11 protein-coding genes are annotated in these 13,769 nt (G+C 73.2%); 7 read left to right on the plus strand and 4 right to left on the minus strand.

The features are described from left to right. Positions 1-96: 96 nt before the first annotated feature. Positions 97-1,458 (minus strand): aspartate aminotransferase family protein, encoded by a 1,362-nt coding sequence (locus tag AB0J10_RS15400; RefSeq protein WP_363061685.1) that lies wholly within the window; start codon positions 1,456-1,458, stop codon positions 97-99. A 181-nt stretch (positions 1,459-1,639) separates the two neighbouring features. Here AB0J10_RS15400 and AB0J10_RS15405 point away from each other — a divergent pair, with 181 nt between their 5' ends. The 3 genes from AB0J10_RS15405 (at position 1,640) to AB0J10_RS15415 (ending at position 5,420) form a co-directional block, all read left to right on the plus strand. Then, a complete protein-coding gene (locus tag AB0J10_RS15405; RefSeq protein WP_363061687.1) occupies positions 1,640-2,290 on the plus strand; it encodes a type 1 glutamine amidotransferase family protein in 651 nt (216 codons plus the stop codon). Positions 2,291-2,514: 224 nt separating this feature from the next. Then, a complete protein-coding gene (locus AB0J10_RS15410) occupies positions 2,515-2,988 on the plus strand; it encodes a MarR family transcriptional regulator (RefSeq protein WP_363061689.1) in 474 nt (157 codons plus the stop codon). Between the two features lie 509 nt (positions 2,989-3,497). Then, complete coding sequence (locus tag AB0J10_RS15415) at positions 3,498-5,420, plus strand: protein kinase (protein WP_363061691.1); 1,923 nt, start codon at positions 3,498-3,500, stop codon at positions 5,418-5,420. Positions 5,421-5,557: 137 nt separating this feature from the next. Here AB0J10_RS15415 and AB0J10_RS15420 read toward each other — a convergent pair whose 3' ends face one another. Continuing rightward, the gene (locus AB0J10_RS15420; protein WP_363061693.1) at positions 5,558-6,685 is read right to left on the minus strand and encodes a CapA family protein; all 1,128 of its coding nucleotides are present in this window, start codon (positions 6,683-6,685) and stop codon (positions 5,558-5,560) included. Positions 6,686-7,041: 356 nt separating this feature from the next. Here AB0J10_RS15420 and AB0J10_RS15425 point away from each other — a divergent pair, with 356 nt between their 5' ends. Next, entirely contained in the window at positions 7,042-8,682 is a 1,641-nt protein-coding gene (locus tag AB0J10_RS15425; protein WP_363061695.1) for an alkaline phosphatase D family protein, read from the plus strand. A gap of 187 nt (positions 8,683-8,869) precedes the next feature. After that, a complete protein-coding gene (locus AB0J10_RS15430) occupies positions 8,870-10,135 on the plus strand; it encodes an alkaline phosphatase family protein (protein ID WP_363061697.1) in 1,266 nt (421 codons plus the stop codon). Between the two features lie 158 nt (positions 10,136-10,293). Here the strand turns inward: AB0J10_RS15430 and AB0J10_RS15435 are convergent, their stop codons facing one another. Beyond that, positions 10,294-10,674 (minus strand): hypothetical protein, encoded by a 381-nt coding sequence (locus AB0J10_RS15435; RefSeq protein ID WP_363061779.1) that lies wholly within the window; start codon positions 10,672-10,674, stop codon positions 10,294-10,296. A gap of 182 nt (positions 10,675-10,856) precedes the next feature. Here AB0J10_RS15435 and AB0J10_RS15440 point away from each other — a divergent pair, with 182 nt between their 5' ends. Both AB0J10_RS15440 and AB0J10_RS15445 read left to right on the plus strand, forming a co-directional pair. Then, complete coding sequence (locus tag AB0J10_RS15440) at positions 10,857-11,693, plus strand: helix-turn-helix transcriptional regulator (protein ID WP_363061699.1); 837 nt, start codon at positions 10,857-10,859, stop codon at positions 11,691-11,693. Next, positions 11,690-11,932, plus strand: a complete 243-nt coding sequence (locus AB0J10_RS15445) for a DUF397 domain-containing protein (RefSeq protein ID WP_363061701.1) — start codon at positions 11,690-11,692, stop codon at positions 11,930-11,932. The genes AB0J10_RS15440 and AB0J10_RS15445 overlap by 4 nt, the downstream gene beginning before the upstream one ends. A gap of 18 nt (positions 11,933-11,950) precedes the next feature. On the opposite strand, the gene AB0J10_RS15450 is transcribed toward AB0J10_RS15445, so the two are convergent. Then, complete coding sequence (locus AB0J10_RS15450; RefSeq protein ID WP_363061703.1) at positions 11,951-13,729, minus strand: serine/threonine-protein kinase; 1,779 nt, start codon at positions 13,727-13,729, stop codon at positions 11,951-11,953. Positions 13,730-13,769 lie beyond the last annotated feature (40 nt).

Below are 13,769 nucleotides of genomic sequence, written 5' to 3' on the forward strand. Positions count from 1 at the left end.
GCGCAGGCGGAAGGGCCGAGGCCCCCCGGCCCCGGCCCCCTGGCGGGGCGCAAGGGCCCCGGCCGCGTCGGACGGTGTGTCCTGTCGGCCGCCGCGTCAGACGGTGTGCTCGTCGGCGACGGTGAGGGCCGCGTCGAGGGCGGCGAGGCCCTCCTTGGCCTCGGCCTCGGTGATGTTGCAGGCGGGGACGGCGTGGGTGCGGTTCATGTTGATGAAGGGCCACAGGCCGTTCTTCTTGCAGGCGGCGCCGAAGGCGGCCATCGGGGCGGCCGCCTCGCCGGTCGCGTTGTAGGGCACCAGCGGTTCCCGGGTGTCCCGGTTGCGCACCAGGTCCAGGGCCCAGAACGCGCCCAGGCCGCGCACCTCGCCGACGGAGGGGTGGCGCTCGGCGAGTTCGCGCAGGCCGGGACCGAGGACGTGCTCGCCGATGCGGGCCGCGTGCTCGACGACCTGCTCGTCCTCCATCACCCGGATCGTGGCGACGGCGGCGGCGCAGGCGAGCGGGTGGCCGGAGTAGGTAAGTCCGCCGGGGTAGGGGCGCTTGTCGAAGGTCGCCGCGATCTCGGCGGAGATGGCGACGCCGCCGAGCGGCACGTAGCCGGAGTTCACGCCCTTGGCGAAGGTCATCAGGTCGGGCACGACGTCGTAGTGCTGAGCGGCGAACCAGGCGCCGGTGCGTCCGAAGCCCGCCATGACCTCGTCGAGGACGAACACGATGCCGTACCGGTCGCAGATCTCGCGGACGCCCGTGAGGTAGCCGGGCGGCGGAGTCATGATGCCCGCGGTGCCGGGGACGGTCTCCAGCACGATCGCCGCGATGGTCTGCGGGCCCTCGAAGGCGATCGTGTCCTCCAGGTGCTGCAGTGCCCGCGCGCACTCCTCCGCCTCGGTGGAGGCGTAGAACGGCGACCGGTAGAGGAACGGCGCCCAGAAGTGGACGACACCGGCGGAGGCGGTGTCGGAGGCCCAGCGGCGCGGGTCCCCGGTGAGGTTGATCGCGGTGGAGGTGGCGCCGTGGTAGGAGCGGTACGCGGCGAGGACCTTCGCCCGGCCGGTGTGCAGCCGGGCCATGCGCACCGCGTTCTCGACGGCCTCGGCGCCGCCGTTGGTGAAGAAGATCTTGTCCAGGTCGCCGGGGGTGCGCTCGGCTATCAGGCGGGCGGCCTCGGAGCGGACGTCGACGGCGAACGCCGGGGCGAAGGTGGCCAGCCGGCCGGCCTGTTCCTGGATCGCCTCGACGACCCTCGGGTGCTGGTAGCCGATGTTGGTGTAGACGAGGCCGCTGGTGAAGTCGAGGTAGCGGTTGCCGTCGTAGTCCCAGAAGTACGAACCCTCCGCGCCGGCCACGGCGAGCGGGTCGATCAGGCCCTGGGCGGACCACGAATGGAAGACGTGGGCACGGTCGGCAGCCTTCACGGCCGCGCCGGCCTGGGGGTCGGGTTCGACATGAGGGGTCATACGGCCAGGTTAGGGAGGCGCGGCTCGGGGCCGACATGGCCACCTTGTATGCCCTCGGCCAGTTTCATGGGCAAGGTGTCGTGGCACGGGAACACGGCCCGGGGAACTTGACAGCACGCTGTCGTTATGACAGTCTACTGTCATCGGGGAGAACTCCTACCGCAGGGCCAGGGAGGCCGGCATGACCGCCGACACGTCATCCGCCAGCAGCACCACCGCCGTCGCCGATACCGCGCCGGCCGGGCGGGCGGTCCACGTCGCCGTCTACGACACGTTCGCCGACTGGGAGACGGGGCACGCGACCGCCTGGCTCGCCCGCACCGGGCACACCGTGCGCACGGTCGGCCCCGACACGGACAAGCCGGTCACCACGATCGGCGGCCTGCGCATCCAGCCCGACCTGGGCCTCGACACCCTGCGGCCCGAGGACAGCGAGCTGCTCATCCTCACCGGGGCCGACCTGTGGGACACGGACGACGAGCTGGCGCCGTTCGCCCGCAAGGCGCGGGAGTTCCTGGAGGCCGGGGTGCCCGTCGCCGCGATCTGCGGGGCCACGGCCGGGCTGGCCCGCGAGGGACTGCTGGACGACCGGAAGCACACCAGCGCCGTCTCGTTCTACCTGGCCGCCACGGGTTACGAGGGCGGCGAGTACTACGTCGACTCCGACGCCGTGACCGACGGCGACCTGATCACCGCCGGCCCGACAGAACCGGTGGCGTTCGCCCGCGAAGTGCTCGGCAGGCTCGGGGCGTTCGAGGGCGGCAAGCTCGACGCCTGGTACCGGCTGTTCCACGACTCCGACCCGGAGGCGTTCGAGGAGCTCAACGCATGACGGGCGGCAGACGCGACGGCGCGGGCCGCGGCCCCGACAGCGCGCCGGCCCCTACGGACCACGAGCCGATCCGGGCGTCCCGGGGGACTGCCGAAGCCCCGGTACCCGGGCCGGCGCAGGGACCGGGCGGCGGGCCGGACCACGGGCCCGGCGGCCCGGACCGCCGAACGGCCGTCGCACCCGCCCGGGAGGCTCCGAAGCGGCCGGCCGGGGAGAGGCAGGAGATGCTCAGCACCGCCGCCATCAGCGTCTTCCGGCTCAACGGGCAGTTCCTGGGCGTCGCGGAGGAGCTGGCCCGCCCGGCCGGGCTGACCTCCGCCTGGTGGCAGGTCCTCGGTGCCGTGCTGCCCGAGCCGCTTCCGGTCGCCGGGATCGCCCGGGCCATGGGCATCACCCGGCAGAGCGTGCAGCGGATCGCGGATCTGCTCGTCGGCAAGGGCCTCGCGGAGTACGTGCCGAACCCGGCGCACCGTCGCGCCAAGCTGCTCCGGCCCACCGGCGAGGGCAGGGCCGCGATCGACAGGATCAACCCCGGGCACGCCGAGTTCGCCGGGCGTCTCGCGGACCGGCTCGGCGACGAGCGGTTCACGGAGACGGTACGGGTGCTGGAGCGGCTCTCCGCCGCGATGGAGGCACTGGCGTCCGACGGACGGCAGGAGCCCGCGGGGGCGGACGGGCCCTCGGGGGCGAGCCGCTGACGCGCCTTCCGCGCCCCGGCGACAAACCACGCCCCCGACGAGCGCCCCGGCTCCCGGCTCCCGCACGCCTGATCCCGGCGCCGCCTCCCGCCCCCGGTGTCGGTCCGTGGACCCGTGCGATCGCCGGTGGGCAGGCGGTACCGCGGACGTCGTCGCATGCCGCACCGCGGACCCTCGTGACGTCTTCGTCCGTCCAGCGCTGCCCCGGCCGCCACCCGCCCGTCCGGGAACCGGCGCGACGGTCACTGGTGTCTCCTCATGCGGGTGCCTCACGCAGGAGCCTCAAGCAGTCTCCCTGCGAGCGGCTCGCTCCCGGCGAGGAGGGACGCAACAGGCCGGAACACGGGCGCGATCCGGTCGGATCCCGGCGGGGAGGCGGTTGCCTGTGGGCGCCGGCTCGGAGCGCACTATTCTCGTGCGATCGGGCACGCGCACAGATCCGTACGCGCGCACACGTACACGCACACGTGCGGGTACGTCCACGTATGTCGGGGGAGGGGCGCTCGGCCATGGAGCAGCTGGCATCCGGAGATCCACGCCGCATCGGGGCGTACCGACTGCTGGCCCGCCTGGGCGCCGGCGGCATGGGGCAGGTCTATCTGGCCCGCTCCGACCGGGGCCGTACGGTCGCCGTCAAACTGGTACGGCGGGAGCTCGCCGAACAGGAGGAGTTCCGCAGCCGGTTCCGGCAGGAGGTCGCGGCCGCCCGCCGGGTCGGCGGGGCCTGGACGGCTCCGGTGCTGGACGCGGACACCGAGGCCGAGGTGCCCTGGGTGGCTACGGGCTATGTCGCCGGGCCTTCCCTCCACTCCGTGGTCTCCGGCGGACAGGGCGGTCCGGTCCACGGGCCGCTGCCCGAGCACTCCGTGCGCACCCTCGCCGCCGGACTGGCCCGTGCGCTGACGGACATCCACCGCGCGGGCATCGTGCACCGCGATCTGAAGCCGTCCAACGTCCTGATCACCATCGACGGCCCCCGGGTCATCGACTTCGGCATCGCCCGCGCCCTGGAGACCGTCGCGGACGGCGGGCTGACCCGCACCGGAGCGCTGGTCGGCTCGCCCGGGTTCATGGCCCCCGAACAGGTTCGGGGCGACCGCATCACCCCGGCCTGCGACGTGTTCTGCCTCGGCTCGGTCCTGGCCTACGCGGCGGGCGGGCGGCTGCCGTTCGGCTCCGCGGACAGCGGCGTCCACGCGCAGATGTTCCGTATCGCCGAGGAGGAGCCGGATCTGTCCGGGGTCCCTGAGTCGCTGCGGGAGCTGATACGGGACTGCCTGCGCAAGGAGCCCGCGGCCCGGCCCACGCTGGAACGGATCCGGGAGCGTGCCGGGGGCGTGTCGGAGGACTCCAGCGTGCCGTGGCTCCCGGGCGCCCTCATCGCCCAACTCGGCAGCCACGCGGTGAGACTGCTGGAGGTCGAGCACCCGGAGAGCCTCACGGACGCCACGGAGGCAGGCCCTGCGGCAGGGGCGCCGGCGCCCGGATCCGGTCCGCACTCCCCGGGCGCCGCGCAGCGTCCGCCGGCACCGGGCCCCGCCGCACACGATGCCGCGGCACAGGGTTCCCCGGCACGGTTCCCCGCCGACGGCGCGCGGGCCGCGGCGGGCGGCACACCACCGCCCGGTGACCTGCCCGCCGCGCCGGGCGCGCCGGGCGTGCCGGGTGTGCCGGGTGTGCACGCCCTTCCCACGGTGGCCGGCCCTCCGACGCCTCCTCCGGGCCAGGCGCCCACCCCGGTCCCGTCCGCGCCTCCGGGATGGGCGGCGCACCACCCGGCGCCCGCCCCGCACACCCCGCACTCCGCGGCCCCTCCGTACGGCACCTACCCGCAGTACGGCCCGCCGTCCCCGCCCGGGGAGCAGCGCGGTGAGAGACGGGGCACGGTGGCCCTCGTCGCCGTGGCGGTGGTGGTCGCGGTGGCGGCCGGCAGCTCGGTCTACGCGCTCATGAACGGCGAGCACACGAGTTCCCCCGCCGCCCCGGGCCCGTCCAAGTCAGCGCCCCGCTCGCCCGGCGCCTCCGGGGGCGACGGCGGGCCGACCGCCGACGACACCCCCGCGACGACGGAGTCCTCCCCCTCCGCACGCGCCGGGACGGTGCCGGAGGAGTACACAGGCACCTGGCGGGCCGAGTTCACGACCGCGGACGGCAACACCAACACGCGGATCATGACCATCACCGGCGGCTCCGCCGGCGACACCGTCATGACGCTGACCGGGCGGGGTGCCAACTACGACTGCCGCTGGTCCGCCGCCCTGCGCGCCTCCGGCCCGCCCCTCGAACTCGGCCCCACGCAGGTCACCTTCGGCGATCGCCGGAGCTGCTCGCCGGGTCAGTGGAGCCGTCTCGACATGCCCGACGACCGGACCATCGTCCGTGAGCTGGTCGGCTCGGGCGGAGCGCCGCTGACGTACACGAAGGTGGGCTGAGCCCGAGGCAGGCCGAAGGGCAGGCAGGGCGCGGCCGACACGGGTGGCGCACCCGACGCCCACTCGAACATGCCGGGTGGGCCTGGTACGGCCGACACGGGCGGAGCACCGCCGACGCGCACCCGTACGGGCCGGGCTCAGCGGCGGTTCCAGCGGAGGGCAAGGGTCCCGTCCCCGCCGAGCTCGGGCTCCACCTGGGTGCCGAACGCGCGCCCGGCCCTGCTCAGCACCTCGCACAGCCAGCCGGAGTCCGACGGCGACGCATGGTGGAGCGTCATCCGCCGCGCCTGCATCGGCACGATCCGCAGGGCCGCCAGCTCGCCGGTCTCCGCGTCCAGCGTGGGGAAGTACAGCAGCCGCAGGTCGTCGCGGTAACGCTCGTAGCCCGTGATGCCCTCGTAGTCGTCGATGAGGTCGCCGCAGCCGTACAGGATGAGCTTGCCGTGGTGGACCTGGATCGGCCGGGGATGGTGGGAGGAGTGGCCGTGGACGAGGTCCACGCCGCCCTCGACGAGCCGGTGGGCGAAGGTGCTCTGGCTCTGCGACACCCCGTACCCCCAGTTCGAGCCCCAGTGGATCGACACGACCGCGAGATCGCCGGGCTCGCGCACCTCCCGCAGCCGCCGGACGAGCGCGTCGGCGCTGCGGACCGACAGGTCGGGGACGTAGTCGACACCCGGCCTTTCCTCGGCGGCCGCCCAGCGCGAGGGGACCCCGGCCGACGCCATCCCGCACGACAGGACCAGCACCCGGCCCCCGCTCCGGGTGGGGACCGCGACCGGCCGCTGGGCCTCGGCCCGGTCCCGTCCGGCCCCGGCCGGCCCGAGACCGGCGCGGTCGAGCACGTCGACGGTCTCCTCCAGGCCGCGCCGCCCGAAGTCCAGCACGTGGTTGTTGGCCAGCGCGCACACGTCGGGCCGCGCGGCTGCCAGGAACGGCAGGTTGTCCGGGTGCATCCGGTACGTCACCGCCTTGCCCGAGGCGAAGTCGTCGCTGGTCGTGACGCTGCTCTCCAGGTCGATCACACGGACGTCCGGGTCGAACCGGTCCAGCACGCCGAGCGCCGCGCCCCAGGGCCAGGTGTAGTCGACGGGGCGCGGGATCGCCCCGTTCACGGCCTCCGCGAGCGCCACGTAGTCCCGGGCGTCCCGGATGTAGCTCTCCCTCAGGGCGGGGTCGCCGGGGTGCGGAAGGATCTGGTCGACACCCCGGCCCGGCATGACGTCGCCGCAGACGAAGAGCGTCACGAGACCCCGGCCGTTCATGCACCGATTTTCCCACCGATGGCCTGCTTGCAGAGGGGGTGCGGGCGCCCGCCCGGGTCCACGCGGGCACCCCGCCCCGGCCCGTGCGGGCGCTCCGCCCGAGTCCGTGCGGTCCGGGGGCGGTGCGTCCGGACGAGGTTCCCGGGGCGGTCCCCGCCTGGGCCGCGCGTCGGGGCCGGCCGTGGTGACGCGTCTGCTTCCGCACCGGGTGCGTGAGGTGCCGGACGGCGACCGGGTCCGGCGCGACCGGTCGCGCCGGCTCGTCGCCGCGGCCGGTCGCGGTCTCCAGGCGCGGTACGCCCGGGGGTCGGCCGCGCGTCACTCCGGGTTCAGGTACTGGGCCTAGGAAGTGGAACATGTCGTTCCTCAACAGGCGCCGCTTCCTGGCCGCCGCCGGCACCGCCACCGCGGCTGCCGGTGTCCTGGCCACCCGTACCGCCGCCGGGGCCCCCGCTCCCGGCAGCCCCTTCCGGCACGGGGTCGCCTCCGGCGATCCGCTGCCCGACGCCGTCGTCCTGTGGACCCGGCTGACCCCCACCGCCGACGCGCTGCCCGGGTCCGGAGCCGGGCCGACCGTCCGGCTGGAGTGGGAGATCGCCTCCGACCCGGCCTTCCGGAACATCGCCCGCGAAGGGCAGGCCACGGCCACCCCCGACGCCGACCACACGGTCAAGGTGGACGCGGCGGGGCTGGCTGCCGGGACGACGTACTGGTACCGGTTCCGCCACCAGGGCACGGTCTCCCCGGTCGGGCGTACCCGCACCGCGCCCGCCACCGGTGCCGCGGTCGGGGTGCTCCGCTTCGGCGTGGTCTCCTGCGCCAACTACATGGCGGGGCACTTCTCGGCGTACCGCCATCTCGCCGCCCGCAGCGACCTCGACGCCGTCATCCACCTCGGCGACTACCTCTACGAGTACGGAAACGGCGAGTACGGTCCCGGTCCCGCGATCGGGCGTGGCCACGAGCCCGGGCACGAGATGGTGTCGCTCGGCGACCACCGGCGCCGGCACGCGCAGTACAAGACCGACCCGGACCTGCGGACGCTGCACGCCGCCGCCCCCTTCATCGTCACCTGGGACGACCACGAGTCCGCCAACGACGCCTACGACAAGGGCGCCGAGAACCACACCGAGGGTGCGGAGGGCTCATGGGCGACCCGGTACGCCCACGCGCGTCGCGCCTGGGGCGAGTGGATGCCGGTACGCGAGCCCGACCCGCGGCGCGTCCACCGGCGGCTCGTCTTCGGCGGCCTCGCCGATCTGTCGATGCTCGACCTGCGCTCCTACCGCAGCAGGCAGGTGGAGCAGGACAGGCTCGGGGACGTCGGCGACCCGGACCGCACCATCACCGGCGACGCCCAGATGGAGTGGCTCAAGGAAGGGCTGGCCACGTCCCGCGCCCGCTGGAAGCTGATCGGCAACCCTCTGATGATCTCGCCGGTGCTCTTCCCCCCGCTGCCGGAGGACATCGCCCGGCCGCTGGCGGACACCACGGGGCTGCTGCCGCCCGAGGGAGTCCCCTACAACGTCGACCAGTGGGACGGCTACACCGCCGACCGGCGCGAACTCCTCGGCCATCTGCGCGACCGGGGCATCGACGACACCGTGTTCCTCACCGGCGACATCCACTCCTCCTGGGCGTGCGACCTGCCGCTGGATCCCGGGACCTATCCCGCCGGTTCGCCCTCCGTCGCCACCGAGCTCGTCGGTACGTCCGTCACCTCGGACAACCTGGACGACATCACGCGATCGCAGCCCCGCACCAGCTCGCTCGCCGTGGAGACGGCCATCAAGGCCGCCAACCGGCATGTGAAGTACCTGGAGTTCGACTCCCACGGGTACTCGCTGCTCGAAGTCACCCCGCAGCGGGTGCAGATGGACTGGGTGTACATCAGCGACCGTACCGACCCCCACGCCACCGCCCGCCGCGCCACCGGCTACCAGGTCCTGGCGGGCAGCAACCGCGTCTCCCCCGCTTCCGCGCCCCTGGCGGACTGACCTCCGGCCGGCCGGCCCGACCCTCCGGACCGGGCCACCGCGGCCCCACCCGGCCGGTCGGCCCGACCGTGCCCGGGCGGCCCCACCCGGCCTCGCCCTCACACACCGCCCCTCACCCCCGACTCCCGACCCCCGACCCCCGACCCCCGACTGGAGACCTCACGTGTCCCGCCACGCCCAACCCCGTATGACCCGCCGCAGGTTGCTCGCCACCATCGCCGGCGGCGCGGGAGGCGCCATCGTCGCAGCCGCCGGGACCGGGGTCCTGACCGCCGGCGCCGCCGAACCCCGCCTGCGCACCTATGTCCTCGTCGTCGACGGCTGCCGGCCGGACGAGACAGGGCCGTTGCTCATGCCGCACCTCTCGGCGCTGCGGGACGCCGGCACGACCTATCCCGCCGCCCAGTCGCTGCCGGTGATGGAGACCATCCCGAACCACGTGATGATGATGACCGGGGTCCGGCCGGACCGCTCGGGCGTACCGGCCAACTCGGTCTACGACCGTACGGAACGGGTCGTACGCGACCTGGACCGGCCATCGGACCTGAGGGCGACCACCCTGTTCGAGCTGTTGCGCGACAAGGGCGGCAGCAGCGGCACCGTGCTGTCCAAGCGCTATCTGCACGGGATCTTCGGGACCAGGGCCGACTACCGGTGGAGTCCGGAGCCACTGATCCCGGTCAGCGGCCACGCACCGGACCGATACACCGCCGACGCGGCGATCAGGATGATCGACTCCGCCGACCCGGACGTGATGTTCGTGAACTTCGGCGACGTGGACCGGATGGGACACAGCGACCTCACCGGCACCACCGTCGCACTGGCCCGCACCTCCGCGCTCGCCGCCACGGACACCCAGGTCGGCAGGGTGCTGGACCATCTCAAGGCCACCGGCCGGTGGGACAGCAGCGTCGTCGTCGTGCTCGCCGACCACTCCATGGACTGGTCCGTACCCACCGCGGTGGTCAGCCTCCAGCCGGAGTTGGAGAAGGACCCGATGCTCAAGGGGCAGGTCGTCATCGCGCAGAACGGCGGTGCGGACCTGCTGTACTGGACCGGCGCACCCGGCAGCCGCGCGACGGCGGTCGAGAGGATGCGCAAGGCCGTGCTCGCGCGGGAGGGCGTACTGTCCGTGCACACCCCGCGGGAGTTGCGGCTCGGCCCGGAAGCGGGTGACCTGGTGGCGTATGTACGGCCCGGCTACCGCTTCTCCGACCCGCACACGGCCTCCAACCCGATTCCGGGCAACCACGGACACCCCGCCACTCTGCCCATCCCGTTCTTCGTCGGCGGCGGCGCGAGCGTCGTTCGGACGCGGACGGTCAGCGACGCACCGGTCCGCACGGTGGACGTGGCCCCGACGCTCGCCGCGCTCCACGGGCTGCGCGGGCCCGAGGGCGGCTGGGACGGTGTGGCTCGGACCGACGCGTTCACGAGCCTCCCGGCCCGCTGAGCAGGACGGACCCCTCGTGGGCGAGGCGGAGACGCGGCCCCGCGCCACCCGGGACCTGAGACCGGGAACCGGGAACACACCGGGCACCGGGACGCTACCGCTGAGCTGTGCACCGCAGTTCGCCGGCGGTGGGCAGCAGGTCCGTGATCATTTCCATGTCAGCCCAGCAGCTCGACGACCGCGGTGCGGAGCAGCAGCGGGTGCACGAAGCGGTCGTCCGCGGCGGGCGGGACACGCCAGGCCAGAGGCCAGGTGGGCCCGTCGAGCGCCGGGACCGGTACGTAGCCGACGCCGCCGGCGCCCGAGTTGTAACGGATCACCCCGCGTGGCCAGGAACGGTGGGCCGTACTGGCCACCGGGAGCAGGAAGTAGACGCCGCGGCAGCCGTTCGCCTCGGTGACGATGGGACCGGGGTCGCCGCCCGTCATTCGCTCCAGCAGATCGGCCAGTCGGCGCCCTTCGTCGCCGTCGACGCGTACGGCGTCGAAATGCACGCCCGCCTTGCGGAGCTGGAATCCGGAGACCGGGATCCAGTTCATGTCCACTCGTCGATTATCCGTATTCACGGCGACATTGTGATGCCGCCCGGATAGCGTTCTCCATAGCCTTGCGAGGCAGGTCGGACACCCCTTTACCTGCGCGAACCTGCCTTGATCCAGGTCGAATTCGGCGGGGACGGGTTGAGACCGGTTGAGTCCGGTTGAGTCGAATGGTGATCGCAATGGCGCGAGCGGAGAACAAGCAATTGGCGGGTCCGACGGCACGGCTCGTGGCGGACGTCGCCCGCAAGTTACGTGTACGGAAAGGCTGGACGCAGGAGCAGCTCGGGAAGGAGATCGGTTTCACGGGTTCGGCGGTGAGCGCGATGGAGACGGGCGCGCAGCCGGCGAGCGACGCGATGCTGGTGCAGCTGGAGCGGGTGCTCGGCGACGGGATGGACATCTTCGAACAGGCGAGGACGTACGTACGGCTGGAGAAGTACCCGGCGCAGTTCAAGGACTACGCGCTGCTGGAGCAGAAGGCGGTCGGGCTCCATCTGTACGCGACGCTCGTGGTGCACGGGCTGTTCCAGACGGAGGAGTACGCGCGGGCCCTGATCGGAGGCGGATATCCGCCGCTGCCGGAGCAGCGGGTGGAGGAACTGGTCGATGCGCGGCTGGCGCGGCGGGCACTCTTCGAGCGGGAGCCGGTGGCGTTGATCGAGGTGGTGCTGGAGGAGTCGGTGCTACGGCGGACGATCGGTGGCCACGAGGTCATGCGTGGCCAGATGCGGCACCTTGCGGAGTGCGCGCGGCGGCGTAACGTGACGTTGCAGGTCCTGCCGCTGGAGGCGGGGCTGGGTGGGGAGTACGCGGGGGCACGTGGCGGGATGACCCTGGTGGAGACTCCCGAGCACGATCACCTGGTCTATCTGGAGCCCCAGGACGAGAGCCTGCTGATCAAGGAGCCCGCAAAGGTGAGTACATACGCACAGCGTTATGCGAAGATCCGAGCACAGGCCCTCGGCCCCCGCGAATCACTTGGCCTTATCGAGCAGTTGGCAGGAGAGCAGAGATGAGCAGCACCCTGCGCTGGTTCAAGTCCAGCTACAGCGACAGCAGCGGCGGCAACTGCGTCGAAGTGGCCTTCGACTGGCGCAAGTCGTCCTACAGCAGCGACAGCGGCGGAGAGTGCGTCGAGGTCGCCGCCTGCCCCCACGCCGTCCACGTCCGCGACTCCAAGAACCCCGAGGGCCCGGTCTTCACCGTGGCTCCCGGCGCCTGGGCGGCGTTCGTCGGCCAGGCTGCCGGGGCGTAGCCGCAAGGGCCGGACCGATCAGTCCTCGGCCGGCATCACCCTCGTCACCTTGCCCTTCAGGTCGGCCTCCAGATAGCCGGCGACATGGTCGTCCCCGCGGTAGACGGCCAGCCCCAGTGGGGTGCCGAAGGTGTCGTCCGGAGGGCGGACCAGGACGTAGCGCATCGTCGGCTGCTTCACGTTGAGGTCCTTCTCCGCCCGCTTCAGCAGGGCGGGGAGGACGTCCCAGTCGAAGTCGTCCAGGCTGAACGGGCGGTCGCCGCCGATCAGGGAGCTGCTGATGATCCCCTTCTGCACGCCCTGGCCCGGGCGGTAGGTGTAGCTGTCGTACTTGGTCTCGCTGCCCTTGAGCATGATCTCCGCTGACACGTAGTCCGGGTAGACGCTGAAGCCGCCCGCGCGGTCCGTCCCGGTCGCGGCCTTGATCTCCTTCACCGCCGTCCGGATGCCGTCCGGGGTCAGCAGATCGGTCTTCGCGTCGGCCTGGGACGCCGGTGCCGACGCCGAGGAGGCCGTCTCGGGCGGTGCGGGCGTCGCGCCCTTCGTCGCGGGTGAGGACGAGCCGGGCGGACTCGCCGCCGTCTCCCCGCCCTTGCCCCCGCCGTCCGGCAGCAGGGTCCACACCAGGGCGCCCGCCAGCACGGTCGCGACGGCGGACGCGGCGATCGCGACCCGGCCCTTCGCCCGGCCGCCGGTATCCGGAGGTATCTGCCGTGTGGGGCCTGCCGGGTAGGGGGTCGGCGGACCGACCGGACCCGGCACGGCATCGCGCGGAGCCGACGGGCCGACGCCCATCGGAGGCCCGAAGCCCATCGGAGGCCCGAACCCGGCGGGCGCCGCGGCCGGTGCTGCCGTCTGCTCACCCGGAGGTGACAACCGGTACGACGTGGTTCCGTCCACCCCGCCCGGAGCAGTGGGAACACTCGGCGGACTCGCAGCGCCGGGAGCCGTGTCCCGGCCCCCGGCCGCTTCCGCCAGCATCCGGTCGGCGGTCTCCGCGTCCGCCCGGCCGGCCGGGTCCTTGACGAGCACGGCGCTCAGGAAACCGGTCAGCGATCCGGCCTGCACGGGCGGCGGAAGCTCCTCGCTGAGAAGCGCCGCAAGCGTCGCGAGGGTGCTGCCCCTGCGCAGCGGATGACGCCCCTCGACGGCGACGTACAGCATCATCGCCAGCGACCACAGATCGGAACCCGGGCCGCCCTCGCCACCGGAGATGCGCTCGGGCGCCATGTAGTCGGGCGTGCCGATGACCGACCCGGTCGCGGTGAGGGCCGTGGACTCCCTGATGGCCGCGATGCCGAAGTCGGTGAGGACGGGACGTCCGTCGGGGCGCATCAGGACGTTGGCGGGCTTCACGTCACGGTGCTGGATGCCTGCGTCGTGCGCGGCCCGCAGCGCGGCCAGCACCTCGCGACCGAGACCGGCGGCCTCGGCGGGTGCCAGCGGGCCCTTCTCCAGCCGGTCATGAAGTGATCCGCCGGTCACCAGCTCCATGACGAGCCACGGGTAGGTGTGCTCCCCGCCGTCCACCACGTGGTGGATCGTCACCACGTTGGGGTGGTCGACACGGGCGAGCGCCCGTGCCTCGCGCAGCACCCGGGCCCGGAGCATCGCCGCGCCCTGCGGGTCGTACTCGGCGAGACCCGGGTCGGGCGGCCGTACCTCCTTGAGCGCCACGGCCCGGTCCAGGACCAGATCGCGCGCCCGCCACACCATGCCCATACCGCCGCCGCCGAGCCGCGCCTCCAGCTCGAAGCGCCCGTCTATGACCCGTCTGCCGGATTCCCCGTCGCTCATGGCCGGGAGCCTACGAGATGCGGGCGGCACGGCCCCGCGC

Source organism: Streptomyces sp. NPDC049887 (assembly GCF_040656535.1).
Taxonomy (GTDB): domain Bacteria; phylum Actinomycetota; class Actinomycetes; order Streptomycetales; family Streptomycetaceae; genus Streptomyces.